Annotated in this window: 25 protein-coding genes; 11 read left to right on the top strand and 14 right to left on the bottom strand. The window is 69.8% G+C overall.

Going from position 1 to position 25,728, the window contains the following annotated elements; genetic code table 11:
• Nucleotides 1–49 precede the first annotated feature (49 nt).
• From MJ605_RS04210 to MJ605_RS04150, 13 genes are all read right to left on the bottom strand, one after another.
• Nucleotides 50–1,555, bottom strand: coding sequence for a B12-binding domain-containing radical SAM protein (locus tag MJ605_RS04210; protein WP_243039789.1), 1,506 nt, complete (start codon nt 1,553–1,555; stop codon nt 50–52).
• Between the two features lie 21 nt (nt 1,556–1,576).
• Complete coding sequence (locus tag MJ605_RS04205; RefSeq protein WP_243039788.1) at nt 1,577–2,275, bottom strand: class I SAM-dependent methyltransferase; 699 nt, start codon at nt 2,273–2,275, stop codon at nt 1,577–1,579.
• Nucleotides 2,272–3,492: an amidohydrolase family protein gene (locus MJ605_RS04200; protein ID WP_425600980.1), complete on the bottom strand. Its 1,221-nt coding sequence runs from the start codon at nt 3,490–3,492 to the stop codon at nt 2,272–2,274. The genes MJ605_RS04205 and MJ605_RS04200 overlap by 4 nt, the downstream gene beginning before the upstream one ends.
• A 16-nt stretch (nt 3,493–3,508) precedes the next feature.
• On the bottom strand, nt 3,509–4,345 hold the full coding sequence (locus tag MJ605_RS04195; protein WP_243039786.1) for a class I SAM-dependent methyltransferase: 837 nt from the start codon (nt 4,343–4,345) through the stop codon (nt 3,509–3,511).
• A 483-nt stretch (nt 4,346–4,828) separates the two neighbouring features.
• Entirely contained in the window at nt 4,829–5,647 is an 819-nt protein-coding gene (locus MJ605_RS04190; RefSeq protein WP_243039785.1) for a Wzz/FepE/Etk N-terminal domain-containing protein, read from the bottom strand.
• Between the two features lie 24 nt (nt 5,648–5,671).
• A complete protein-coding gene (locus tag MJ605_RS04185; protein ID WP_243039784.1) occupies nt 5,672–6,823 on the bottom strand; it encodes a hypothetical protein in 1,152 nt (383 codons plus the stop codon).
• On the bottom strand, nt 6,820–7,767 hold the full coding sequence (locus MJ605_RS04180; RefSeq protein WP_243039783.1) for a glycosyltransferase: 948 nt from the start codon (nt 7,765–7,767) through the stop codon (nt 6,820–6,822). Before MJ605_RS04180 ends, MJ605_RS04185 begins: the two co-directional genes overlap by 4 nt.
• Nucleotides 7,746–9,020 (bottom strand): O-antigen translocase, encoded by a 1,275-nt coding sequence (locus tag MJ605_RS04175; protein WP_243039782.1) that lies wholly within the window; start codon nt 9,018–9,020, stop codon nt 7,746–7,748. Before MJ605_RS04175 ends, MJ605_RS04180 begins: the two co-directional genes overlap by 22 nt.
• Nucleotides 9,017–10,129, bottom strand: a complete 1,113-nt coding sequence (locus MJ605_RS04170; RefSeq protein ID WP_243040018.1) for a DegT/DnrJ/EryC1/StrS family aminotransferase — start codon at nt 10,127–10,129, stop codon at nt 9,017–9,019. The genes MJ605_RS04175 and MJ605_RS04170 overlap by 4 nt, the downstream gene beginning before the upstream one ends.
• A complete protein-coding gene (locus tag MJ605_RS04165; protein ID WP_243039781.1) occupies nt 10,129–11,058 on the bottom strand; it encodes a GNAT family N-acetyltransferase in 930 nt (309 codons plus the stop codon). Before MJ605_RS04165 ends, MJ605_RS04170 begins: the two co-directional genes overlap by 1 nt.
• Nucleotides 11,045–11,998, bottom strand: a complete 954-nt coding sequence (locus tag MJ605_RS04160; protein WP_243039780.1) for a glycoside hydrolase family protein — start codon at nt 11,996–11,998, stop codon at nt 11,045–11,047. Before MJ605_RS04160 ends, MJ605_RS04165 begins: the two co-directional genes overlap by 14 nt.
• A gap of 4 nt (nt 11,999–12,002) precedes the next feature.
• Complete coding sequence (locus MJ605_RS04155; protein WP_243039779.1) at nt 12,003–12,668, bottom strand: acetyltransferase; 666 nt, start codon at nt 12,666–12,668, stop codon at nt 12,003–12,005.
• Nucleotides 12,653–13,090: a sugar 3,4-ketoisomerase gene (locus tag MJ605_RS04150; RefSeq protein ID WP_243039778.1), complete on the bottom strand. Its 438-nt coding sequence runs from the start codon at nt 13,088–13,090 to the stop codon at nt 12,653–12,655. Before MJ605_RS04150 ends, MJ605_RS04155 begins: the two co-directional genes overlap by 16 nt.
• A gap of 345 nt (nt 13,091–13,435) precedes the next feature.
• On the opposite strand from MJ605_RS04150, the gene MJ605_RS04145 reads away from it, so the two are divergent.
• From MJ605_RS04145 to folE2, 8 genes are all read left to right on the top strand, one after another.
• Nucleotides 13,436–13,954 carry a cytochrome b gene (locus MJ605_RS04145; protein ID WP_425600979.1) on the top strand — a complete coding sequence of 173 codons (519 nt, stop codon included), beginning with the start codon at nt 13,436–13,438 and terminating at the stop codon, nt 13,952–13,954.
• 29 nt (nt 13,955–13,983) lie between these two features.
• A complete protein-coding gene (locus MJ605_RS04140; RefSeq protein ID WP_243039776.1) occupies nt 13,984–15,354 on the top strand; it encodes a cytochrome C in 1,371 nt (456 codons plus the stop codon).
• 91 nt (nt 15,355–15,445) lie between these two features.
• Nucleotides 15,446–15,781 carry a c-type cytochrome gene (locus MJ605_RS04135; RefSeq protein ID WP_243040017.1) on the top strand — a complete coding sequence of 112 codons (336 nt, stop codon included), beginning with the start codon at nt 15,446–15,448 and terminating at the stop codon, nt 15,779–15,781.
• Nucleotides 15,782–15,985: 204 nt separating this feature from the next.
• A complete protein-coding gene (locus MJ605_RS04130; protein ID WP_243039775.1) occupies nt 15,986–16,756 on the top strand; it encodes a TorF family putative porin in 771 nt (256 codons plus the stop codon).
• 88 nt (nt 16,757–16,844) lie between these two features.
• Nucleotides 16,845–17,426, top strand: coding sequence for an RNA polymerase sigma factor (locus MJ605_RS04125; RefSeq protein ID WP_243039774.1), 582 nt, complete (start codon nt 16,845–16,847; stop codon nt 17,424–17,426).
• A complete protein-coding gene (locus MJ605_RS04120) occupies nt 17,423–18,055 on the top strand; it encodes an anti-sigma factor (RefSeq protein ID WP_243039773.1) in 633 nt (210 codons plus the stop codon). The genes MJ605_RS04125 and MJ605_RS04120 overlap by 4 nt, the downstream gene beginning before the upstream one ends.
• Nucleotides 18,052–19,353, top strand: coding sequence for a S8 family serine peptidase (locus MJ605_RS04115; RefSeq protein WP_243039772.1), 1,302 nt, complete (start codon nt 18,052–18,054; stop codon nt 19,351–19,353). Before MJ605_RS04120 ends, MJ605_RS04115 begins: the two co-directional genes overlap by 4 nt.
• A 34-nt stretch (nt 19,354–19,387) precedes the next feature.
• Entirely contained in the window at nt 19,388–20,335 is a 948-nt protein-coding gene (gene folE2 / locus MJ605_RS04110; protein ID WP_243039771.1) for a GTP cyclohydrolase FolE2, read from the top strand.
• Nucleotides 20,336–20,653: 318 nt separating this feature from the next.
• Here the strand turns inward: folE2 and MJ605_RS04105 are convergent, their stop codons facing one another.
• Nucleotides 20,654–21,475 carry a plasmid replication/partition related protein gene (locus MJ605_RS04105; RefSeq protein WP_243039770.1) on the bottom strand — a complete coding sequence of 274 codons (822 nt, stop codon included), beginning with the start codon at nt 21,473–21,475 and terminating at the stop codon, nt 20,654–20,656.
• Between the two features lie 157 nt (nt 21,476–21,632).
• On the opposite strand from MJ605_RS04105, the gene MJ605_RS04100 reads away from it, so the two are divergent.
• The 3 genes from MJ605_RS04100 to MJ605_RS04090 all read left to right on the top strand — a co-directional run bounded on the left by MJ605_RS04100 (nt 21,633) and on the right by MJ605_RS04090 (nt 25,715).
• Nucleotides 21,633–22,574: a peptidylprolyl isomerase gene (locus MJ605_RS04100; RefSeq protein ID WP_243039769.1), complete on the top strand. Its 942-nt coding sequence runs from the start codon at nt 21,633–21,635 to the stop codon at nt 22,572–22,574.
• Nucleotides 22,575–22,647: 73 nt separating this feature from the next.
• Entirely contained in the window at nt 22,648–23,442 is a 795-nt protein-coding gene (locus tag MJ605_RS04095) for a siderophore-interacting protein (protein WP_243039768.1), read from the top strand.
• Between the two features lie 113 nt (nt 23,443–23,555).
• On the top strand, nt 23,556–25,715 hold the full coding sequence (locus MJ605_RS04090) for an AsmA family protein (RefSeq protein ID WP_243039767.1): 2,160 nt from the start codon (nt 23,556–23,558) through the stop codon (nt 25,713–25,715).
• The last annotated feature ends 13 nt before the right edge of the window (nt 25,716–25,728 follow it).

Here is a 25,728-nt window from a genome sequence, read left to right as displayed (position 1 = left end):
CGGCAGTGGCAGGAAATTGATCTGGGCGACGTGCAAGGCCGGCTCCGCGCTACAGGCCCGACACCTGCGGCAGACGCAGGCGCACCAGCCGGTTGGCCAGGTTGAGTTCCCACGGCTGGTCGTAGCGGCGGAAGCGGTACCGCCACGCGGCCGCCGCGCTCAATGCGCGCTTGGCCCAGGGTGGCGAGCGCAGGTCCTGCACGGTGGGAAAACGGCAGCGCAGCACGGTGACGAAATCGTGGATGCGCTGGCGCATCCTGTCGGTGAGCCACGGCGCATCGGCATGGCAGGCATAGGCGACCCACTGCGGCTGCGTCCATTCCTCCGGCGTGCGCGGGAACACCACCGGTTCGCCATGCACGTCCAGCAGCGGCGCGGAGGGTCGCCTGCCGCGATCCTTCTCGTGGCGGCTGCTCTCGGGCAGCGGCGTGTAGATGTAGACGACGATCTCTGCCTGCGGGTTGATCCGCTTCAGCTCGCGGATGAACTCGAAGGTGAGCTCGGTTTCCTCCTCGGTGTTCTGCGGCGGCGCCACCATGAAGGAAAGCTCGGGGATCACGCCGTGGCGGCGGCACAGTTCGGCCACGGCCAGGGTCTGGTCCGGACGCGTGCCCTTGCGGATCTCCTTCAGCATCGCCCCGCTGGGCGACTCCGCGCCCACGTAGGCCATGCGCAGCCGGCTGCGGCGCACCAGCTTCCACGAGCTTTCCGACAGCTTCATCAGGGCGTCGGCGCGCGCATAGCACCACCAGGGCAGCTCATGCCGGGCCATCACTTCCAGCAGGGGCACCATCTCTTCCTCGCGGTCGAAGAAATTGTGGTCGAAGTACTGCACCGAGTCGGCGCCCAAGGTGTGCTTGAGATAGCCCAGGTCGCGGTCCAGCCGCGCGGCGGCGGGCAGCGCCGTGGCGCCGCCGAACATCGCCGCCACGCCGCAGAAGGTGCAGCGGAAGCGGCAGCCGATGGCCGCCTGGTGCGCCACCGTGCGTCGCCCCAGGAAGGTGGATGCCAGGTAGCGGCGCGGGTCGCCGAGCTTGTCGTAGGGCAGCACCGTGGCCTGCTCGGCCATGGCGATGCGGCGATTGGGGTTGTGCACGATGGCGCCGTCGCGCTTCCACGACAGGCCGCCGATGCGCTCGATGGCCGAACGGTCCCCGCGCGCGAGCGCGGCGGCCAGTTCGCCCAGCGCTTCCTCACCCTGGGCGCGCACGGCGTAGTCCACGTAGGGTGCCGACAGCGCCGTGTCGGGATACAGCGTAGGGAAATAGCCGCCCCATACGATGGGCAGCGCCGGGAAGTGCTCGCGGATGGCCTGCGACACCGCGATGGACGGCGCCATTTGCGGCCCGCCCATCACGCTGATGCCCACCACGTCGAAGCGCTCGCTCGCCAGCGCGCGCAGGGTGTCGTCGATGAAGTCGCGATCGACGTTGCCGTCGATGATGCGGCTTTGCCCGGTGCGGTCCAGCGCCGTCGCCAGGTGCAGCAGCGAGAGCGGAAAGCGCGCGCTGGCGCGCGAGGTGATGGTCGGGTTGATCAGTAGCGTGTTGGCCATGGCGGCAGCGTGGCGTTGGGGTCAGGGCAGCCGTCGGAGACGGAACACGAGGACGACGGGCACATTCAGCGCCATCGAGTCGAAGTGCGCTCCGGCCGGTATGTCGGCCGGGTCCAGCATGGGTTCGAGCACCTGCTCGATGGCCAGCCCGAGATGGGCGCAGGCGGCATGCCAATGGCTGTACAGGTGCGGCGTATGCCGCACGGCATAGCGCCGCCCGCCCGACTTGAAATCGCGCCGCCATCCCAGCGCATGGCCGATCGGATGCACATCGCTGCACAAGAGCGTGCCGCCCGGCCGCGTCACCCGGCACAACTCGGCCAGCGCGGGCGCCAGCTGTTCCAGGTGGCCTAGCACCAGGCCGCACACGGTGAGGTCGGCCCAGGCACTGGACACCGGCATCGCCTCCACGCTGCTTTCCAGCAGTTCGATCACCGCCTCGCCGCCGGGCCCGGCCAGTTCCTCGCCGGCGCGGCGCAGCATGGCGGGCGAGGCATCCACGCCGGTCAGGCGGGTAGCGCCGCGTCGCAGCGCATGCAGCAGGTAGCGCCCGCTGCCACAGCCCGCGTCGAGCACGCGGCGGCCTGCCAGGCCGGTGGGCATCAGCGAAAGCATGGCGCGTTCCTCGGCCTGCATCACCGGGTTGTGCGCGTGCGCGGGATAATGCTCGGCCCACAAGGCATAGGCCGCGAGGGGATCGAGGATGGGCGTCGCGCTCATGGTGCGCGCGCCTCGGCGACGGCGCCGCGGCCGTGCCACGCATGAGGCATGGCAAGTTCCAGCCCCGGCTCCAGTGCCACCAGCGCGGGTTCGGCCAGCGCCTTGTCCAGCAGCTTGCGCCGGCCGTCCAGCCACACTGGCACGGTTTCCACGCCGGCTGCCTCGAACCACTCGGCGAAATCCTCGTCCGCGATGCGTGGCATGCCATCGCGCACGACGGCGCGGATCGCATCGCGCCCGATACCCATCAAACCGCTCGCCGGATCGCCGCCACGGTCCTCGACGATCACCATGTCCGCGTGCGCGCCCGGCGCCAGGTGACCGCGCCCGAGCAGGCGCAGGATGGTCGCGGCATGCGCGGTGGCCATTGCCAGCAACTGGCGCGGCGCGAGGTCGCCCTGCGCAAGCACGCCGCGGATTTCCTCCAGCAGGTCGCGTGCGCCGCTCAGCCGCGAGTCGCTGCCCAGCGCCAGCCGCCCGGCGGCGAACAGGCGCCTTGGATCGAGCGTCTCGCCAAGCAGGGCGCGATTGCTGGCCGGGCACCACACCACGGCGGCGCCAACTTCGATGATGCGCTCGATATCGCGCTCGCCCAGGCCCACGCCATGGATCAGCACGCTGTTGGCCGCCAGGCAGCCGAGCCGGTCCAGCGTTGCCAGTTCGGCCCGTGCCTGCTCGTCGGTGCCCTCGGCGAGATGGATCATCCAGGGCCGCATCGCGGGCGTCGCCAGGAAACTTTCCCGTACCGGCGGCCCGTAATCGGGCCAGTCCAGGGCATAGCTCCAGCCGAAATGACGCAGCAGGGCCACGGGAAAATCCGCCGCGTCCAGCGCCGTGTGCCAGGGATCGTGATGAGCCACGCAGGTGACTCCCGCCAGCAGGTTCTTCAGCGCGCCGTGCCGCATCCTCAGGGCCTTGGGCAGCCGCAGCGCGGCCGCCACTGCCGGCTCGTGGAAATGCGCCTGGAAGGCCTCGATCCAGGCGTAGCTGTTGGGGAACGGCGCCCCCGCGCGCAACGGCGGCACGGCATTGACGTGCAGGTGGTCATGCGCATTGATAAGGCCGGGGAACACCAGGTGGCCACGAAGATCGACCCGGTAAGCCCCTGCCCGCGGAGTAGCGCTCACCCGTCCTTCGCTCACATGCAGCGACGCGTGCAAGGCGTCGCCGGACGCGATGATCGCGGCGTGGCACAGGCTGGCGTTGGCGCCGGGCAGCGGGAGCTTCATCGCCTCAGCACCGGCGCATCACGATCAGGAAATGGTCGCCCATGTCGCGCAGCAGGGGCAGCGCGCCGAGGCGGTCGTCGAGCCGGCCCAGCCATTCGCTGCGGCGGGGATGACGGCGGTAATGCTCCACCAGGTAAGGCGGCGGCAGGAACAGGCTCAGCGCGCGATAGCCCTCCAGCGTGAAATGCCCGGCGAAGGCGCGGTAGAACTCGCGCGGCAGGTAGTAATAGGTCCAGATGGTATGGCGGTTCATGCCGACCGCGGTCGCGCCGCGCCGGGCACGCACGGCGGCCCGCTTGAAGCGGCCGCGCAGCGCATAGTGCGCCACTTCCCACGGGCAGATCCGGCCGATCACCGAGAACACCAAGTGCCCCCCGGGCCGCAGCAGGCGCGCGCATTCGGCGGCGACCGCCGGCAGGTCCGGCACGCAGTTGAGCGGGCCGAAGTTCGAGTAGATGCCGTCGAACGCCCCCTGCAGCCGGTCGAGCTGGTGGATGCCCAGGTGCGTGGCCGTCACGTGCGATTCCAGGCCCGCCATGGCGGCGCGCGAACGCGTGCGGCCCACCATCTGCGGCGACCAGTCGGTGGCGGTCACCTGGTAGCCGCAACGCGCCAGTTCGATGGCATCGAGTCCGGTGCCGCACCCCAGGTCGAGCAGGCTGCCGCCGGTGGGCACCTTGTCGAGCACGGTCTCCCACAGGGAAAGCCGCATGCGCTGGATCAGCTCGTTGTTGCCGCGCGGGCCGTCGTAGTCGGCGGCGACGCTGTCGAAGGCGCGCTGCGTGTCCAGCAGGCGGTCCTCTTCCCGCGTGGCGTCATGCGCCGGGGTTTGGACGTCCATTCCGAACACGGCGCCATGCCGCCCGCTACCCAACCCATGTCGCCCACTCATGTCCATCCACGCTCCGGCTGTTCACCCATGCCACGCCGCCTGCCGGCGTGGCGCATCTATTCATGCGGTGAGTGCCGGCGCGGGACGCTTTGGTTGTCGGAAACTTCGGATGGTTGAGTCTCCACGGTGGTCGCGGGGCGTGCCGCCATAGTCGATCATTGAGACACGGCGCTCATCGCCCTCCCCCTTGTAGGAGCGCACCCTGTGCGCGACGCCTTTCGCCTCATGGCTCGTCGTCCCGGCGCACCCCGCCAAAGGGGGCAAGGGCCAGGATGACGAACGATGCAGACCGAGGCAAAAGGAGGTCGCGCACAGGGTGCGCTCCCACAAAGGGGACCGGCGTCAGCGGGGAGGGGCCGAGCGACGATTTTGAACAGGCTCTTAGAGCCTGTTCAAATCTCTTGGGGGGAGGAGAGGATCGTGGACAGGCTTTCAGCGCATGCGCCGCGTTGCATTCCTCGCCACGGCGGCGAACATGCCCAGGCACAGCCCGGCCAGCAGGCCGATGCCCCAGGTGATCGCGGGATTCGGGAAGGCCTGCCCTTCGGGCACGTAGACCGGCCAGGGCAGGAAGGTCTCGTAGGTGTAGTTGGCGCTCAGGCGCATCAGCAGGTCGTTGCGCTGCATCTGCAGGTTGCGGATGTCCTCGCTCATGCCGGCCAGCAGCACGCCGGCCAGCGGCGGCGCCTTGGCGCCGGCATCGTTGCCGTCCGCCGCCTGCAGCAGGCGATCGCGCTCGGCCAGGGCGTTCTTCAACTCGGCCTGCACTTCGTCCAGGCGAGTACGCGCCAGCGACAACGGCGCCGCCGCGATCGCCCTGTGGATGGCGCGCAGCCGGTCCGCCGTGGCCTGCGCCAGCTGACGCGCCTGCTGCGGCGAATACGCGCGCACGCTCAAGCGGACCATCGGCCCCGCGTAGGGCATCGGTTCCAGCTTCATGCTGCGGTGGTAGAGCTTGGCTTCCGGCGCATCCGGCGCAAGGCCGACGCTGCGCATGACATCCGCCTGGAAAGCGGTCGTCTGCAGGCGCTCGATGACTCGCAGCAGCGGTTCCACCTTGGGGTCCTGCCCCGAGGGCGCCGGCCCGACCTGTCCGATCTGGATCCACGCGGTAGCCTCCCACTGGCGCCTCGCCAGGTGCGCGAAGGCATAGGTGGCGACCAGGGCCAGCAGCAGCGCCGCCGCGCACCACTTCCACTCGCGGCGCAGGATGCGCCACAGGTCGAACAGGTAGATCTCGTCTCGTTCCATGTCGTTGGCTCGCTGGGAAAGTCGTCAGGGGATGGGCCGCGCGGCCGTGGCGGGAGCCGCCTCGGTCCGGTGGTCTGGCAGCAGCGCGGCGAATGCCTGCAGCACCAGGCAGAGCGCGATGAAGCCGGCGTTGGTCCAGGTGAACGCCTGCGGCGCGAACGGCGACATCACGCACACGTAGGCCATGCGCAGGAAGATCAGCAGGGAAAACAGCGACACGCGCGGATACAGCCGCCGCACGCTCCACCGCTGCAGCGCATACAGCGCCGCCATCGAGAACGCCGCGCCGAACGGGCCGAGCGCCAGCAGGAACGGCAGGAACTCCGAGCCGACGTTGATGTTCGAGGCGTCCAGCGGAATGTCCGTGCCGGCGGTGGCGATCGATCCGGCCATCGGCACCAGCTGGTTGATGAGGAAGCTGGCGTTGGCGTAGTGCTTGGCCAGCATCGCGGCGAAGTTGTACGGCCCCGCGCTCGCATAGAGCAGCAGCCAGCGGATGCCCACCGGCATCGCGCGGTAGGTGTCGCTGAAGGGCAGCGTCACCGTATCCAGCGTGCCCGAGCGCAGGATGCCCAGCACCGAGAACACCGTGCCGCCCGCGATGGCCAGCAGGCCGACGGTCTTCCAGGGCAGCGGCCTGGACTCCTCGCGCCGGAACAACAGGACCAGCGCCGTCGCGAACAGCGCGGCGAACACCCGGTTGCGGTCGATCACCAGCACGGGAAAGGCGAAGCCGAAAACCATCAGCGCGCCGCGCAGCCAGCGGTTGCGGGTGCACAGCAGGCCGATCGGCGGCAGCACCCAGCACATGTCCGAGATATGCCGCACGTGCGCGCGGCCGCCTTCCATCTGGGCATAGGAGGCCGGCGCGTCGATCAGCGGGATGGGAAACAGCGTCAGGTCCAGCAGGCAGAACAGCACGATGCCCGCGGCGAACGCCAGCGCGACCAGGGCCTCGCGGCTGCCCGCGTAGTCGCGCGCGCGGAAACGGCTCGCCTCGGGCAGCCGCAGGCCCGCCAGCAGGTCGAACAGCATGATGGCGAGCGACACCGCCACCAGCAGCACGATGCCGTCCAGGTAGCCCGGCGGCAAGTCGTAGGCCAGCAGGGTGAGCCCGCAGGTGAGCAGCATGGGCAGCCCGAGGTAGGCCGACGGCAGGCGCAGCAGCGACCTCATGCGCCCTCCGCCAGCCGCAGGGGCGTGCGCCGCCGGACCCGGGATGCCGCCACCAGCGACAGGTAGGCCAGCAGGTGCAGCGACAAGGTTCCGGGATGCCGCTGCAGGAAGGCGATCTTGGCGCCGATCAGGTGCGACTGCGCCCTGAGCAGGGTGCGGTACGGCTCCTCGAACAACGCCTCCCGCCGCAGCGCCACGCCCTGCGATTCGAGCAGGTTGAGGATGCGCGCGCGGGTGTCGCGCGTGCGGCTGACGTTCGAGCCGTGCAGGCGGTAGGCGCATACCGGGACGTCGATGAAGCCGATCGCGTCGTGGGCGGCCAGGCGCAGGAAGAAATCCCAGTCGTCGATGCGCAGGCTCTCGCTCCAGCCGGCCACGGTTTCCAGCGAACGCTTGCGGATCAGGGCCACCGGGCCGCCGATGGCCCAATGGCTGATGACCGCGCGGCGGATGCCTTCGTCGGAGCCATACAGGCGCTTGTCGGCGCGATGCAGGTCGCGCATGCCGCTGTCGTGCAGCGGCCGGCCCTCCCTGTCCACCACCCGCGAGTCGCCGATCACCGCCCACTTGCGCGGATGGGCGAGCAGGTAACCCACCTGGGCCTGCAGCCCGCCGGGCAGCAGATAGTCGTCGCTGGCGCCCAGGCGCAGGAACTCGCCCCGCGCGCGCGCCGCCAGCTCGTTCATGGTGGCCGCGATGCCACGGTTGGGCCGGCGCACGTACTCGATGGCGATCTCGCCACGGTGCCGCCGCGCCCAGGCCGCGATCCGCTCGCCGGTGCCGTCGGTGGAGCCATCGTCGATGACCACCAGTTCCTTGGCCGGGTACGGGTCCTCCAGCACGCTGTCCAGGCAGCGGCGCACGTAGCGCTCATGGTTGTAGGCGGGGATCAGCACCGACACCAATGGCGGCGCCGCCCCCTTCAGCGATGCGGCATTGGCCATGGTTCCTGCCCTCCCAGGTAGCGGCGCGCCATCCACAGGTTGAACGCCAGGTACAGCACGTAGTTGAGCGCGAACGCATAGACCGCCCCGGCCAACCCGAGGCGCGCGGTGCATGCGTAGACCAGCGCGAGATAGCTCGCCGCGAACACGCACTCGGACACGACGAACAGCCGCGTCATGGCCTTGGCCAGCATCAGGTAGGAAAGGACGAAGGACGCGATCTTGACCACGTCGCCGGCCAGTTGCGGCGCATACAAGTCGTTGGCCGGCGCGAAGTCGGCGTTGAACAGCACCGCCGTCACCCAGCGCCGGGCCAGGTAGATGACCAGGGCCATCGCCGTCACCAGCGGCAGCAGCACGCGGAACGCCTGCCGTAATTCGAGCCGCAGCGCCGCGCGGTCGGCGATCGAGGCGAGCCTGGGCAGGTAATACACGTTGATGGCGGAGGTGACGAACAGCAGGTAGGCGTCCGACACCCTGGACACCGCCTGCCAGTAGCCCACCTGCCGCCAGCCCAGCCCGGCGGCGAGATGGTCGCGCACGGCGATGTTGACCAGCGGCGACACCAGCGCGGCGGTAAGCGTCATCACCGAGAACGCCGCGAGCCGGCCGACCATGTCGCGGTCGAAACGCACGCGCAGCATCGCGCGCTGGAAATACGGGCTGCGCCACCAGGCCGGTAGCCCCACCGCCAGCCACAGGCCCTGCCCCACCACCAGCGCCAGCAGCGCGCCGTACAGGTGCAGCCATTGCGCCAGCCACGCCACCAGCGCGATGTTCAGCACCGAACCCGCCACCTGCACCAGCGCCAGCCGGCGCACGTCCATGAAGCCGTTGATCACCGCCAGCACATAGTTGGCCAGCGCGATGCCGAGCTGGGCCGCGGCGAGCACCCGCACCAGGCTGGCGTAGCGCGCGTCCGCCAGCAGCCATTGCGCGACCTGGCGGCTGAACAGCAAGGTGAGCACGCCCATCACCAGCGAGGCACCCAGCACGTACCACAGCGCGGCGCCGAGCAGGCGCGCCAGCCGTTGCGCATCGTCGCGGTATTCGGCGATGTACTTGACCAGCCCCGTGCTGATGCCGCCGCCCGCCAGCACCGCGAGCAGCGACATGAAGCTCATGAACTGGCCCAGTTTGCCCACGCCTTCCGGGCCGGCGAACCAGGCCACCAGCTTGACGATCACCAGGCCGGCCAGCAGGCGCGAGGCCGTGGCGGCGGCGCTGTAGAAACCGGCGCGCAACAGGCTCATGGCGCCGCCCCGAACGATTGGCAGGCCACGATCACGCGCGCCACGGCTTCATCGGACAGCGCCGGCCCCATCGGCAGGCTCAGCACGTCCCCGTGCAGGCGCTCGGTCAGCGGCAGCGGACCGTGCTTCAGGCCGGCATAGGCGGGCTGCCGGTGCGGCGGCACCGGATAATGCACCTGGCTGTGGATGCCGTGCGCGCGCAGGTGGCGCTGCAAGGCATCGCGCTGCGGGCAGCGCACCACGAACAGGTGCCAGGCGTGGCGATCCTCATCGGCCACACCGGGCAACGCGATCCGCGCATGGTCGATGCCCTGGCGGTAGCGGCGCGCCACCTCGCGGCGCCGAGCGATTTCCTCATCCAAGTGCCTGAGCTTCACGCGCAGCATCGCCGCCTGCATCTCGTCCAGCCGCGAATTGACGCCGCAGAGCGGATGCTCGTATTTCACCCGCGAGCCGTAGTTGCGCAGGGCCGCCACGCGTTCGGCCAACGCGGCGTCGCCGGTGACCACTGCGCCGCCGTCGCCCAGCGCGCCCAGGTTCTTGGCCGGGAAGAAGCTGAAGCCCGCGGCGTCACCGAGGGAACCCGCCTTGCGGCCATCCCACGCCGCGCCGTGGGCCTGCGCCGCGTCCTCGATCAGCAGCAAGCCATGCTGGCGGGCGATGGCGGCCAGCGCCGGCATGTCGGCCAGTTGGCCGTACAGGTGCACGGCCATGATCGCCCGCGTGCGTGGGCCGATGGCCTCCTCCACCCGGACCGGGTCGATATTGAAGGTGGCGGGGTCCGGCTCCACCGGCACCGGCACCAGGCCGCTTTCGCTCACCGCGAGGAGGCTGGCGATGAAAGTGTTGCCCGGCACGATCACCTCGTCGCCCTCGGCAAGGGCGCCCAGCGAGCGATAGGCGCGCAGGATCAGCGTCAGCGCATCCATGCCGTTGCCCACGCCGACGGCGTGGGCCGCGCCGCAATAGGCGGCGAACTCCCGCTCGAAGGCGGCCAGTTCCTCGCCCAGGATGTACCAGCCCGAATCGATCACCCGCGCCGCCGCCGCCTTCAGCTCGTCGGCATAGCGCGCGTTCACCGCGCCGAGGTCGAAGAACGGCACGTCCATCAGAGCACCCATTCGTAGAAATCGTGCGCGATGGCGCGCGCGCCGAAGTATTCCTTCTGCGCGACCAGGCCGCCGTTGAGCGCCTGTCCTTCCCGCTCGGTGGAGATGCCGAAGGAGAAGTAATGCCGATCCGCGTAGCGGTCGAGCAGTTCCGCCAGCAGCAGGTTGAGCGCATTGAGGCGCCGCCCTTCCTCCGAGGCTGCCATGTACTGCGTATGCACCACCCGGCCAAAGTCATAGACGATCACGCCGGCCAGCAGCGCACCCTCGCGGCTCGCCTGGTGCAGTGTGATCCGGCCGGGAAAGCGCGAGCGCAGCAGGTCCAGTTCCGCCACGCTGTGCGTCGGCACGGCATGGTGCCTGCGCAATACCTCGGTGAGCAGCGCGTGGAAACTGGCCAGGTCGTCGCCAATGCCGGTCCGCAGGCCCGCCCTCTTCGCCTTGTCGACGGCCCGGCGGCGCTCCTCGGTGAAGCGGAACGGCTCGTGCAGCGCGATCACGGAGGACAGGTCGCGCCGCTTGAGCCGCGCGCCCAGCCGGTGCAGGGCATACAGGTCCTCTTCGCAGGGGTACGCATGGAACACGTGCGGCACGGCCTTGTAGACCACGCGCTCGACACCTTGCGCGCGGTAGTGCTCGCCGATCCGCTCGAACACGGCCAGCGTCGATTCGGCGCGCAGGGCGCGCGTCGCGATCAGGCCGGCATAGGTGAGGCCGCCGTGGCTCACCACCGCGCCGCCCTGCCGGTTGGCCGGAAACACCGCCACCGGCTCGCCGTCGCGCTCGACCAGCAGCGACTGATCGACGAAGCGGTCGGCGTGGTAATCCATGTAGTCGCGCCGATGCAGCAAGACGCCGTTGCGCGACGACGCGACTACGCCGTTCCAGACCGCCGCGTCGGCGGGCGCATAGGGCCTAACCGCAAGCATGCGGGCCACCCTCGGCATGCGGCAGGCGCGCTTCGGCCACGCCGAAGCCGTCCACGCCCATGTCGTTGCCGTTGTAGAACATCAGCAACCGGTCGCGCTGGCGGATCAGCGCGGGATAGCACAGCGTGCGCGAATCCCAGCCGCTGGGCGACAGGGACAGGCCCAGTGCCTCGTCGTGGCGTTCCCAGGCCAGGCCGTCCGTGCTGTAGGCCACGCCGGGGAAGTACGCGCCGGCCACCGTGCCGCGCGTGAAGTACATGACATAGCCATCGCCGAGGCGATACACGCGCGGGCGTCCGATGCGGTACTCGCCGCCGCGCGGCAGCAGGCATAGGTGGTCCTCGCGCGGGATCGCCGCCAGGTCGTCCGTCTCCACGCAGCGGATGTGGTAGCGCGGGAACGGCCGGCCGTCGATGTATTCCCAGTCGTCGCCCACGGCGTACCACAGCCGCCAGCGGTCGCCCTCGCGCAGCACCGAGTGCACCGCGCCGATGGTGCTGCGGCCCGGCGCGCGGTCTAGGATCGGGGTCTCCTGCACGCGCTGGAAATGCTCGCCGCCATCGCGGGAAACGGCCAGGCCGGTAAAGGCGAGGAACTTGGCCCGGGCCACGCGCTGGAAGCCGACGTAGAACAGGTACAGGCCGTCCGGCGCCTGGACGACGTCGCCGAGGATCATGCCGTTGTCGTCGAAGCAGCCACCCCTGCCGACGTCCAGCACCGGCTCGGCGCTGACGCGCGCCACCACCGTCGGCTCGTCCGCGCGCACGTCCACGTAGCCGATGCGGCTGACGCCGTCCCCGTCGCGGAAACCCGCGTAGACGCGGATCAACTCGTCGTCGAGCCGCCAGGGCGTGGGCGTCAGCGCGGAATGGGCCATCCAGCCGCCCACGCCGTGGCGGGCGGTCTCGAACACCAGCCCCTTCTTGGTCCACTCGACCATGCGCCTAAAGCCTCACATCGAAGCTGGAGCGGTCCGGCACCGCGCGCGCGGGCGAGCCGACGTAGACGCGGCCCGCCTCCGTGTCGCGGGTGACCAGGGCGCCGGCGCCGATCACGTTGTCCGGCGCGATCTTCACGCCATCGTTGAAGGCGCTGTTGACGCCGATGAAGCTGCTTTCGCCGATGTCGCAATAGCCGGAGATCACCGCATGCGAGGCGACGAACACGTGGTCGCGCACCACCGTGCGGTGGCCGACGTGGTTGCCGCTCCACAGGATGCAGTTGTTGCCGATGCGCACGAACGGCTGGATCACGTTGTTCTCGAAGATGAAGCAGTTCTCGCCGATCTCGGCGTTGCGCCACACGAAGGCGCGCGAGCTGACGTAGCTGGCGAGCCGGTAGCCCTTGCGCCTGGCTTCCAGGTAGAAGCGCGTGCGCAGGCGGTTGAGCTGGCTGGCGGGAATGGCCACGAAGGCGTCGTAGTCCGCGGGCGGATACGAGACTTCCAGTTCGTCGAACGGCACCACCGTCCGGCCGGCCAGCGTGGGCTGCGCCAGGTAGTCGCGATCGACGCTGAAGGCGGCCACGTCGCGCCCGCCGTCGTGTTCGAAGTATTCGCAGGCGATCAGCGCAAGCTCGCCGGCCCCGATGAGCACTAGCGGCCTAGGCATGCTGCCCTGTCTCCCGAATGGCCTGCGCCGGCTACCTCGCGCAGGAACAGGTCGTAGTCGGTGATGTAGTCCGCCGGGTCATAGAACTGGTCGGCCAGCACCATCAGCACGCAGTCGTCGCTGAAGTCGTACATCTCGCGCCACACCATGCGCCGCAGCAGCAGGCCCTGCGAGGGGTCGTCGAGCACGACCTCGTGCGGGCCGCTGCCGTCGTCCAGCAGGAAGGTGACCGAACCGCGCACCGTCACCGCCAACTGGTTGAGGTTGCGATGCGCATGCATGCCGCGATGCACGCCGCCCTTGGTGGCGAACAGGTAGTACACGCGCCGGATCTCGAACGGCACGTTGCGGTCCTGCTCCAGGGCGATGAGCATGCCCCGGCTGTCGCCATGCTTTTGCAAGGGAATACGTTCGATGTCCATGTCCACGACCAGGCAGGGAACGCTTGAACGCAAGCGTCGCTAGCTGAGTGCCGGCCGTGCGAGGAAAGGTTGCGTCGGCGGCATGCGCGGCGCGGCTCGCGCCGCTTGCCGATGCATGCAACCTTTCGCGGCGATGGCGGCACCCACCCCGCACAAAGATCACGCCCGCTTCGCGCCTTGCATCCTCCCCGGATGCGAGGCGGCACGGCGAATCACGCATGGGGACACCGTGGAATGACCGCGATGCACGAGGACAATCCGGATATGGCCTGGCAGAACCAGGCCGGGAGCAACGGCACGCTTCCCTCGCAGGAGGCTCCGGTGCCCGCGCCGACGCGTCCCCGCATGCTGGTAGCCTTGCACTGGCTGACCGCGCTGCTCCTGTTGCTCGGCGTAGCCTTGATCCTGCTGCGCGACCAGTTGGATGGACGCGCCGTTCGCCTCTGGCTGCTCGAGGGCCATCGTCATGTCGGGCTGCTGGTGCTGCTCCTGTTCTTCGCGCGCGCGCTCCTTCGCCTGCGCCTGGGCAAACTGCCCTCCACCGAGGAAGGGCACGTGGCATGGCCGCTGCGCGCCGCGGCCGCCGTGAACCACGCCGCGCTGTACCTGCTGATCCTCGCGCAGCCGCTGCTCGGCTGGGCGCTGAGCAACGCCGAGGACAAGCCGGTGCATTTCCTCGGCCTCACCCTGCCGGCGCTGGTGGCGCCCGACGAGGACCTCGCGGACAACCTCAGCGACTGGCACCAGGACGCCGCATGGCTGCTGCTGGGCCTGGTCGCGCTGCACGTGGGGGCCGCGCTCTGGCACCACTTCATCCTCAAGGACCGCGTGCTCCGCGCCATGCTGCCCCGGCGCCGGCGCTGAGCTCCATCCATCAAGACAAGGGAGATCCCATGCCTACCGCTTCGATCCAACGCGCGCGCGACAGGCAGGCCACGCGCGGCGCCGCCCGCTGGTTTCCGTGGCTTGGCCTGGTGGCGGCCATGCTGCTGTTCGCCAGCCACGGCGCGCAGGCCACGCCCGCCTACGCCAGGCAAACCGGCTCGGCCTGCGCCGATTGCCATGCCGGCGCCTATGGACCCGCGCTGACGCCCTACGGCATACGCTTCAAGCTCAATGGCTACACGGATACGGGCGGCAAGGGCGGCAGCCTGCCGGCGGCGATCCAGCTGATCGGCACGCGCGCCGTGCCGGCCGGCAGCAACAGCAAGGACACGACCCAGCTGACCGAGGCCGATCTTTATCTGGCCGGCCGCATCAGCGACAACGCGGGCGGCTACGTCAAGGTGGAGACCGACAACGACGGCCACGACCATTTCCATACCAAGCTCAGCAACGTGGACCTGCGCTACGTGGCCAAGGACCTCACGCTGGCCGGCCACGACGCCATGTTCGGCGTGAGCGTCAACAACAGCCCGGGCTTCGAGGATCCCATCAGCGTGCTGCCGAGCGCCTCCAACTTCGGCCCGCCGGCCAACTCGGGCACGCTGCTCAATCCCTCCAGCCCCAATCCGCTGGCGACCCACGTCATCGGCGCCGTCGCCTACGGCCTGTTCGACGGCAGCTGGCTGGGCGAGCTGGGCACCTACAACTCGCTGCCGCGCTCCACCCAGTCGGACGTCGGCTACACGCCATCGAGCGACCCGGGCAAGCTCAGCGACACGGGCTACCTGCGGCTGGCCTACATGAAGGACCTGAAGCGCCAGTTCTTCTCCGCCGGCCTGGTGGCGCTGACCACCAAGCGGCAGCTGCCGCGCAACGCGCCCAAGGACGACATCACCGACCTGGGCTACGACCTGAGCTACCAGTTCCTGGGCAACCGCGAGCACATCGTGCAGATGAGCTACGTGAACATCCTCGAACAGCGCGACTACGGCAGCGTCTTAGCCGGCCCCGTGCCGGGCCTGACCAGCAAGCAGCACGTGGCCGCGCACGACCAGACCCTGAGCGCCACCTACACCTTCAGGCAGACCTACGGCATCACCGTGGCGCACCTGCGCAGCACGGGCACCAGCGATCCCCTCCGCTACCCGCCGTTCGGCGACCCGGCGGTCACCAGCAACCTATACACCCTGTTCTGGGCGCCGTTCGGCAAGGAAGGTTCCTTGACGCCGTTCGCCAACCTGAAGATCGCCGCCACCTGGTTCCGCTTCACCCGCTTCAACGGCACCAGCAGCAACGTCTTCGGCGCGCCGCCGGGCTTTCCCGTAACCAATGCGCGGGACCTGGACGAGTTCTCCATTTCCGCCAGCCTTGCGTTCTGAATCACGTCACACGGGAGCCATGCAAGTGATCAAGTCGTCGTTTGGGAAGATCCTGGGAATAGCCGCGGCCGGCGTCATCGCCGCCGGCGGGATGCTGGCGTCGCCGGCCGCCACGGCCGGTGACGCGGCCGCCGGCTCGGACGTGTTCAAGAGCGAATGCTCCGAGTGCCATAGCGTCCAGCAGGGACGCAACAAGAAGGGCCCCAGCTTGTTCGGCATCGTGGGGCGCGCGGCCGGCACCCTGCCGGACTACAACTATTCCGACGCGCTGCGGCACGCGCCCTGGACCTGGACCGCGGACAAGCTGCACGGCTACCTGTCGCAGCCCGCCAAGCAGGCCAACCCCGGCACCAAGATGAAGTACAGCGGCCTGGACAACGCCAAGCAGTTGGAGGACCTGATTGCCTACCTCGACACCCTCCACTGACCGCCACGCCGCCAGGCCGGCCTTATAGAATCGCGGGCATGGCGCACGCCCCGATCGTGCCGGCAAGGGATCACGCAGACAATGAGCCGATGTGGCGAGACGACTGGCAAGCCGCCTTCCACCGCACAGCCCCTTCCCCGCGCCACGGAGATCCGTGGCGCAACGGCGCCTGATGCGTCCATGAAGCCCCCTGCCGACAGATCCATGGCGTTCGCCTCGCCCGCCGCGCGGATCGGCCGGCTCGCGCTGGCCCTCGGGCTGGGCCTGCCTTTGGCGGTCCACGCCCAGTCGGGCAGCGTGAGCGGTTCCGTGGCCCTCAGCTCGCAGTTGGTGGACCGGGGACAGGCGATCACGCCGCAGACGCCGGTGCTGCAGGGCGCGGCCGCCTGGGCCGTCGCGTCTGGCTGGAATCTCGGCGCCTCGGCCAGCATCGAGACACGTTCGCCGGACCATGTCGCCGAGGCGCTGGTGCAGGCTATGCGCTACTGGCGGCTTTCGGCCGACTGGCAGATGCAGGCGAATGCGCTGTACGACAACTACCCCGGCCACGACCGCCGCAAGGCATTCGACCGCGCCGAGGCCGGCCTGGGCTGGCTCTACCGCGACGTCCTCTCGCTTGGCCTGTCGGCCATCCATCCCGTGAGCGGCAGCGACCATCGGCTGCGTGGCGCGGTGGACCTGGGCGTGCACTGGCCGCTGCCCTGGCGCCTCGCCCTTTCCGCCGGGGTGGGCATCGCCCAGCCCACGCCGCTGGCCTACGGCTACTATGCTGATGACCATGCGGCCGACCACGGTGACGCAGAATCTTACGGATACGGCAGCACCCGGCCCTATCGCTACGGCCATGTCGGACTGCTGTGGAGCCATGGTCCCTGGCGCATCGAGGTCGACCGGGTGGCGACCGACGGGCTGCCGCGCGTGCCGGACGACCTGCGCACCGCCGCCTGGGTCGCCACGGCGTCCTGGTCTTTCTAGGAGCCTGTGAACAGGCTCTTGGAGCCAGACAACCTTTTCGCGCCGACAGGGCACTCACCGGGCGAGCAACCACCCTTCCGAGATGGTCATGAACGACGCCGACATCGACGCAGACGCGACAGACCGCATGCTGCTCCAACGCATGTCAGGGGGCGACCGCGCCGCGCTGGCCGTGCTGTACCGCAGCTACCACGGCCGGCTGGTCCGCTTCCTGTCACGCCTGACGCGCCGCGCCGACGTGATCGAGGAGGTCATCAACGACTGCTTCTGGATCGCCTGGCAGAAGGCGAGCGGCTTCCACGGCGACTCGCGCGTGTCCACCTGGATCTTCGGCATCGCCTACCGCTGCGGCCTGAAGACGCTGCGCCAGCACGGCGACGAGCCGGTGGAGGACGACGGCCGCGAGGACCGCATGCCTTCGCACGACCCGGGCGAGGACCGCGAGCTGCGCGACTGGCTTGCCAAGGGCCTCAAGCACCTTTCGGCGGACCAGCGGGTGGTCGTCGAACTGGTCTACGGACTGGGCCATACCCTGGAGGACGTCGCCGTCATCATGCAGTGCCCGGTGGGCACGGTGAAGGCCCGGCTGTTCCATGCGCGGGTCAAGTTGCGCAACACGCTACCGGCGCTCGCGGGAGAGCCGCCTTTGCAGAAAGAGAAAACGCCATGAAATTTCCAATGGACGTCGGCAAGGATTGCGCCCGTGCCTGGGAGATCATGCCCTGGACGCTGCAGGGCAGTGCCCCGCAGGCACAGGACGAATGGCTGACCCGGCACCTGGTCGAGTGCGAATCGTGCCGCACCGAGTTCGCCCAGCAGCAACGCCTGCGCCGCGCCGTCGCCCTGCCGCCGGACATCGCGGTGGATGCCGATGCCGGCCTGCGGCACCTGCTGGCCCGCATCGATGCGCCGGATATCCAGGAAACGTCGCCGCGCTCGCGGACCTCCTGGACCATGCGCGCCCTGGTCGCCGCGGTGCTGGTGCAGGCGTTGGGCATCGGCGTGCTGGGAGCCAGGCTGTGGTCCGAAAGCCAGCACCCCGCCTACCGCACGCTGAGCCAGCCGAGCCTGCCCGCGCCCCAGGGTGCGATCCACGTGGTGCCCGACGAGGCCATGAAGCTGGCCGACTGGAACGCCCTGCTGCACAGCCTGCGGCTGCGGGTGGTCGGCGGCCCCAACGACGTCGGTGCCTACACCGTAGTGCCGGCGGCCGACACCGCCGCGCCTGACGACACGCTGCGCAAGCTGCGCGCCGCCCATGGCATCCGCCTGGCCGAGCCGGTCGCCACCGCACCATGACGCGACGCGTCCGCCTTGCCCTGCTGGCCCTGCTGTTGGCCCTGCTGGCCGCCTGTGCGGCACCGCGCCCCGTCGCGCCGTCGAGCGACGGCAGCGTCGAGGCCACGGCCGCCAGCGCAGCCACCATGGATGCCCGGCGCGACATCGTGCTGGCCGTGGCCAATCCGGTCGAGCCCCCCGCCACCCACGCCGGTTCCAGCCTGCTCGGCTACGCGCCCGCCGGCAACTACGGTGCCGGCCAGCGCGCGGTGTCCACCCTGGACGAGCTCAAGCAACGCTACGGCATCCGCCAGATCACCGGCTGGCCGATCAAGGCGCTGGACCTGTACTGCATCGTGCTGGAGCCGCCGCCGGGCATGAGCCGCGAGGCGCTGCTCGCCGCGCTGGCCAAGGACAGCCGCGTCGCGCTGGCGCAGCCGCTGCAGGACTATGCGGTGTACTCGGACGACACGGCCGGCGCGCACCACTACAACGATCCCTATGCCAACCTGCAGCGCGGTTTCGTCGAGACCGACGCCGCCCTCGCGCACAACATCAGCCAGGGCAGCGGCGTGCATGTCGCGATCATCGACACCGGCGTGGACATGATGCATCCGGACCTGAAGGGCCGCATCGTCGCGGCGCGCAACCTGGTGGACGCCGACGCGAGCGCCTTCGGCGCCGATGGCCACGGCACGGAAGTGGCCGGCATCATCACCGCCGTCGGCGACAACCACCAGGGCATCGTCGGCATCGCCCCCAAGGCGGAGCTGAGCATCTACAAGGCCTGCTGGTACGGCTCGGCCGGAACCGGCGCGCGCTGCAATTCGTTCACCCTGGCCAAGGCGCTGGCGGCGGTGATCGACACCGACGCGCGCATCGTCAACCTCAGCCTGGGCGGGCCGTCGGACCCGCTGCTGGACAAGCTGCTCGGCCAGTTGCTGCAACAAGGGCGCATCGTGGTCGCCGCGATGCCGCCGGAAGGCAATCCCGACGGCTTCCCCAACGATCGTCCCGGCGTGCTCGTGGTCCGCATGAGCGGCGCCCAGCCAGCGCCTCCCGGCATCCTGAGCGCGCCAGGCAACGACATCCTCACCACCCAGCCCGGCGGCGGCTACGACTTCACCTCGGGCTCGTCCATGGCGGCCGCGCACGTCAGCGGCATCGCGGCGCTGCTGCTCTCACTGTCGCCACGCTTGGACGCGCGCACGCTGCACGACATCCTCCTGCGCAGCAGCCGGGTGTCCCACGGCATGCTGCAGGTGAACGCCGCCTCGGCCATCGCGATGCTGCGCACGCAACAGAAAGCGCCGCATTGATACCCTCCACGCACGCCGATGGCGGAGAACCCCGATGAAGCACCGCGACCACCGCATCCTCGCCCTGCCCGACGTGGCCGTGGAAGCCCCGCGCGACACGGCCGGCACGCTGGACTGGGTCGGCATGGCCGGCATCGAACTGCCCATCGCCTTCGATGCCGGGAATGGCGAAACACAACGATGCGGCGCCCGCGTCGACGCCTTCGTCAACCTCACGCGCGCGGCCAGCCGGGGCATCCACATGTCCCGCCTCTACCTGCTGCTGGACGGGCACCTGGGCGGCGGCAGGCTCGATGGTCCCGTGCTCGAACGGCTGCTGCACGCCTTCCTGCGCTCGCAGGATGGCCTCGCCGATCGCGCCCGCGTCAGCCTGCGCTTCGAGCATCTCGTGCGCCGTGCCGCGCTGCGCAGCGGCAACAGCGGCTGGCGCGCCTATCCGGTGCTGGTCGAGGCCCTGCTGGACGAGCGCGGCTTCCGCTGGGAGCTGGAAACCGCGGTCACCTATTCCTCCACCTGCCCCGCCTCCGCCGCGCTGGCGCGCCAGCTTATCCAGCAACAGTTCGCCGGCGACTTCCGCGCCGACGCCCCGCTGGACCATGCGGCCGTCATGGCGTGGCTGGGCAGCGAGCGCGGCATCGTCGCCACGCCCCACGCGCAGCGCAGCACGGCGCAAGTACGGGTACGCCCCGCACAGGACGCGCCACTGGATCTGCTGCCGCTGCTCGACCGCATCGAGCAGGCGCTGGCCACGCCGGTGCAGACGGCGGTCAAGCGCGAGGACGAACAGGCCTTCGCCCTCGCCAATGGCGGCAACCTGATGTTCTGCGAGGACGCGGCGCGGCGCATCCAGCGCGCGCTGCACGATGGCGCGGGCATCGCCCGCTATCGCGTGCGCGTGGAACACCATGAAAGCCTGCACCCACATGACGCCGTGGCGCACGCCAGCGGCGGCGAGGCGGCGGGCGGCTGGATCGGCGGCTAGACCTCGGCGTCGTTCGATTTCCATGTAGCACAAGCCCCCCTCCCAACCTCCCCCTGCACGCAGGGGGAGGGGCCAAGAGCACCGCTCCCCTTCCCTACTGTGTGCCCTCCACGCAGCCTTGTAGGAGCGCACCCTGTGCGCGACGCCTTTCGCCTCATGGCTGGTCATCCCGGCGCATCCCGCCAAAGGAGGCAAGGGCCAGGATGACGGACATGGAGACTGAGGCAAAAGGCGGTCGCGCACAGGGTGCGCTCCTACAGAGGGAACCGATTAGCGCCGAGGGGTAGCTGGGATGACATCGAGATTTTGAACAGGCTCTCAGACGCTGCTAGCCTCGCTACGTTCCCAGCGCGCCAGTTGCTGGCGCAGGGCCTCGTTGTCCGCCTTCAGCTCGGCGACCTCGGCGACCAGTTCGGCCACGCGGCGGCGCAGCGTGGGCAGGTCGTCCTCCTGCGCGGCCGCCGCTTCCTTCGGCGGCTTGCGGCGCGATTCGCGCACGCGTCTGGCGACCTGCTTCAACTCCTTGTCGCCGGCCATCGCGGCGGCACGCTGCTCTTCCTCCGGCAGGCTGGCCACCGCGGCCGCCGCGTTGATCGACAACGCGCCGGACTTCACCGCGGCCACCACTTCCGGCGCCGCCTGCTTGTGGATCTTCTCGATCAGCACGACCTGGCTGTTGCTCAGCCGCGCCTCGCGGGCGAGCGCCTGGCGGCTCGGCAACGGCTCGGACGGCGCCGATGCGGGCTCGTCGGCCATCACTGGCACCGCCTCGTCGGCGGTCGCAGGCGGCGCCTCCACCGCCTGCGCGCGGACGCGGCGCGCGGCCAGGATTTCCCGCTTGCGCAAGGCCAGCACGCCGCGCTGGAAATCGGACACGCTGCGCCGGCCCAGGTGCTGCTCGATCATCCATAGGTGCACGTCCTCGATCGACTGGAAATGCGTGTTCTGCACGGTCTGGAACGGCAGGCCGTGCTTGCGGCAGATGCCGTAGCGGTTGTGGCCATCGACCAGCACGTCGCCCCACAGCACCAGTGCGTCGCGGCAGCCCTCGGCGAGCAGGCTGCGTTCCAGCGCCTCGTACTCGTCCGGCGTCAGGGGATCGATATAGGCCTTGAGTTCTTCGTTGACGACGATATCCATGGGCGGCGTGCGGACGATGCGCTGAAAAGGGGCGGCATTGTAGTGAAGCCGGGCCGCCTCCGCCGCTCTTGACGATTCGCGCCGCCGGCGTCCTGCGAGGGCGGCGTCCCGGCACGCGGTCTGCTAACGTCCGGCTACCGATCCCAGGGGGAACCTCATGCCGCTGCGCCACTGCCTCGCCGCCGCCGTCGTACTCGCCACGATCCTGCCCGCGGGCATCCTGGCCGACGACGCCACGCCGGCCCATACGCCCACGCCCAAGGAACTGCTCGCCAAGTCGCGCCCGCAGGAATGGCGCGCTCCCGACCCGCAGAACCTGCTGCTGATGCAGTTGCCGCAGGGCCAGGTGGTGATCGAGCTGGCCAGCGACTTCACCCCGCTGCACGCCGCCAACATCCGCACGCTGGTGCGCGAGCACTACTTCGACGGCCTGGCCATCGTGCGCGTGCAGGACAACTTCGTCACCCAGTGGGGCGATCCAGAAGACGACGACGACGGCGACAAGAGCAAGCTCAAGCCGCTGGGCTCGGCCAAGGCGACCCTACCGCCCGAATATACGCGCCCCATCGAGGGCGCCCCGCCGTTCACGCCGCTGCCCGACGGCGACGTCTACGCGCCCGAGGTGGGTTTCTCCGAAGGCTTCCCGGTGGCGCGCGACAAGGCCAGCGGGCAGGAATGGCTGGCGCACTGCTACGGCATGGTGGGCGTGGCGCGCGACAACGATCCGCAGACCGGCAGCGGCAGCTCGCTGTACGCGGTGATCGGCCAGGCCCCGCGCGGGCTGGACCGCAACCTCGCCATCGCCGGGCGCGTGCTGCAAGGCATGGAATACCTCTCCGGCCTGCCGCGCGGCACCGGGCCGCTGGGCTTCTACGACAAGCCGGCGCAGCGCGTGGCGATCCGCTCGGTGCAGCTGGTTTCCGAACTGCCGCCCGCGCAGCGTCCGGCGCTCGAAGTGCTGCGCACGGACAGCGCCACCTTCGCCGCCCTCATCGATGCCAAGCGCCATCGCCGCGACGACTTCTACCGCAACCCGGCGGGCAAGGTCGACCTGTGCAGCGTCACCCTGCCCGTGCGCGAGGCCAAGGCCACGCCCTGAGCCCGGCGGCCGTCCGCCGGCATGGCCTGCCATCGCGATCGAACGCTTTCCCCATCCCCCATGGAGACCTGCCATGACCCGACATGCCCACCAGATGCAACGCCACACGGTCATCCTGCGCGAGATCGAGGTTCTGCGCGTGGAGCGCCTGACGCCCCACATGCAACGCGTCGTATTCGGCGGCGATGCCCTGCGCGGCTTCCTCAGCGTATCGCCGGACGACCACGTCAAGCTGTTCTTCCCCAACCGCGAGGGCAGGCTGGTGCTGCCTTCGCTGGAGCAGGGCCGGCTGGAATTTCCCGAAGGCGCCGAGCCCTCGCCGATGCGCGACTACACGCCGCGCCGCTACGACGATGAACTGAACGAACTGACCGTGGACTTCGTGCTGCACGGCGACGGTCCCGCCTCCGCCTGGGCCGAGCAGGCGGCGCCGGGACAGCGCATCGGCGCCGGCGGCCCGCGCGGTTCCTTCATCGTGGCGGAGGACTTCGACCACTACGTGATGATCGGCGACGAGACCGCCCTGCCCGCCATTGGCCGCTGGCTCGACGAACTGCCCTATGGCGCGCATGCCGTCGTGCTGGCCGAGATTCCCGGCAGCGCCGACCGCCAGCCGCTGAGCTCGCGCGCCGAGGTCGATCTGAGCTGGTTCGAGCGCGACGGCATCGATCCCGCTGGCAGCCAGTTGCTGGAGAACGCCCTGGAACGCCTACCCGAGCTGCCTGGCGACAGCTTCTGGTGGATCGCCGCCGAATCGGGGCGCGCGCGGCGCATGCGCCAGTACCTCAACGAGGCATTGGGCGTGCCCAAGGAATGGGTGCGTGCCACCGGCTACTGGAAGGCCGACGGCACCGTCGAGGAAGCGTGACGGCATGAACCAGCGCTGAGCGCTTCCACCCAGCGACAACGAAAAATTGCCACCGCCGCCGTTATCACTGGACGCACCGACCGGCTTCGGCCGGTCCCGCACGGGAGAGGGCGATGGCTGGACGTCGAAGCAAGCTGGTGTGGTTCGTCTACACGCCGCTGGCCATCGTGGTGCTGCTCGTCGTGGTGGCGATCGTGGTGATCGCCACCTTCGACTGGAACCGCCTCAAGCCCACCATCGACGACCGCGTCAGCCAGGCGATCGGACGTCCATTCGCCATCCAGGGCGACCTGAGCGTGAGCTGGGCCCGCGACCCCCGGGAAGGCGGCCTCGCCGCGCTGGTGCCCTGGCCCCGGCTGGAGGCGCGCGACATCGTCATCGCCAACCCCGATTGGGCGAAGCAGCCCCAGTTCGCGCAGCTCGACGCCGTGCGTTTCCGCCTCGCGCCGCTGCCGCTGCTGGCGCATCGCGTGGAGATCCCGGTGCTCTACCTGGTGCACCCGCGTGTCGACCTCGAACGCGATGCGCAGGGGCGCGCCACCTGGACCTTCCAGTTCGCCGCCAGCGACCAGCCCTCGCCCTGGCAACTCGACCTGCGCGCCATCGGCTTCGACCGCGGCCAGATCGCGCTGGACGACGCGGCCAGCAAGACCACGCTGCAGGTGACCATGGAAACGCTGGGGCGGGCGATTCCCTACGACCAGATCGTGGCGCAGCAATCCACCGCCGCGCGCGAGCAGGCCGGCAAGACCGTGGGCGCCAGCGCACGCGAGGCGCTGGCCAAGGAAGCCGACCGCGAGCAACCCGGCCATACGAGCGCGGCCTACCAGTTCGCCTGGCAGGCCACCGGCCATTACCAGGGCGCGGCGGTCAAGGGCAGCGGCAAGACCGGCGGCGTACTGGCGCTGCAGCAGGCCGACCAGCCCTTCCCGCTGCAGGCCGACGTGCACGTGGGCGACAGCCATATCGCCCTGGTGGGCACGCTGACCGATCCGCTGCACCTGGCGGCGCTGGACATCCGGCTGTGGTTCTCCGGCAGCAGCATGGCCAAGCTGTATCCGCTGATCGGCGTCACCCTGCCCGACACCCCGCCCTACGCCACCGAGGGCCATCTCAAGGCCAACCTCTCGCGCAGCGGCAGCCATTATTCCTACCAGCACTTCCGCGGCCGTGTCGGCGGCAGCGACTTGGCCGGCGACCTGGCCTTCGATACCGGCGGCCCCCGTCCCAAGTTGAGCGGCAAGGTGGCCTCGCAGTTGCTGCGCTTCGCCGACCTGGCGCCGCTGATCGGCGCCGACAGCAACGCGCAGAAGCAGCAGCGCGGCGACGCCACGCCGCAACCGGCGGACAAGGTGCTGCCGGTCGAGCCGTTTCGCACCGACCGCTGGCGCGCGATGGATGCCGACGTGGCCTTCGACGCGGCGCGCATCGTGCGCGAGGCCTCGCTGCCCATCGACAACCTCTCCACCCACGTGATGATGGACAACGGCGTGCTGCACCTCGATCCGCTCACCTTCGGCCTCGCCGGCGGCAAGATCGACAGTCGCCTGAAGCTCGACGGCAGCCGCACGCCCATGCAGGGCGACATCCACCTGGGCGCCCGCCACCTCAAGCTCAAGCAGCTGTTTCCCACCTTCCAGCCGATGCAGACCAGCTTCGGCGAGATCAACGGCGACGCCGCCCTCGCCGCGCACGGCAATTCCGTCAGCGAATTGATGGGCTCGTCCAGCGGCGAGGTGAAGCTGCTGATGAACGACGGCGCGATCAGCAAGGCCCTGCTGGAAACGGCCGGGCTCAACGTGGGCAACGTCATCATCAGCAAGCTGTTCGGCGACAAGACGGTGAAGATCCACTGCGCCGCCACCGACCTGGCCGCCAGCAACGGCCTGTACCAGACGCGCCTGTTCGTATTCGACACCGAGGACGCCACCATCCGCATCGACGGCACGGTGAACTTCGCCAACGAGCAGCTCAACCTGGACGTGCGCCCCGATTCGAAGGGGCTGCGCCTGCTGTCGCTGCGCTCGCCGCTCTACGTCAAGGGCACGCTCAAGAACCCCGACGTCGGCGTACAGCCCGGCCCGCTGATCCTGCGCGGCGGCGGCGCCCTGGCGCTGGGCGTGCTCGCCGCGCCGGTGGCCGCGCTGCTGCCGCTGGTCGCCGCCAGCAAGGGCGCGCCGGACAACACCTGCGTCAGCGTGCTGGAGCAGATGCGCCATCCGCCGAAGGCCGGGCCGGCGGTCGCAAAGCCGCCGGCCGCAGCCGCTCGCTGAAGCACCCCAGGGC

Origin of the sequence: Dyella sedimenti (assembly GCF_022760995.1) — a bacterium.
GTDB lineage: Bacteria > Pseudomonadota > Gammaproteobacteria > Xanthomonadales > Rhodanobacteraceae > Dyella > Dyella sedimenti.
Note: the sequence above shows the minus strand (reverse complement) of the source record. Positions and strands in the feature narration are given on the sequence as shown.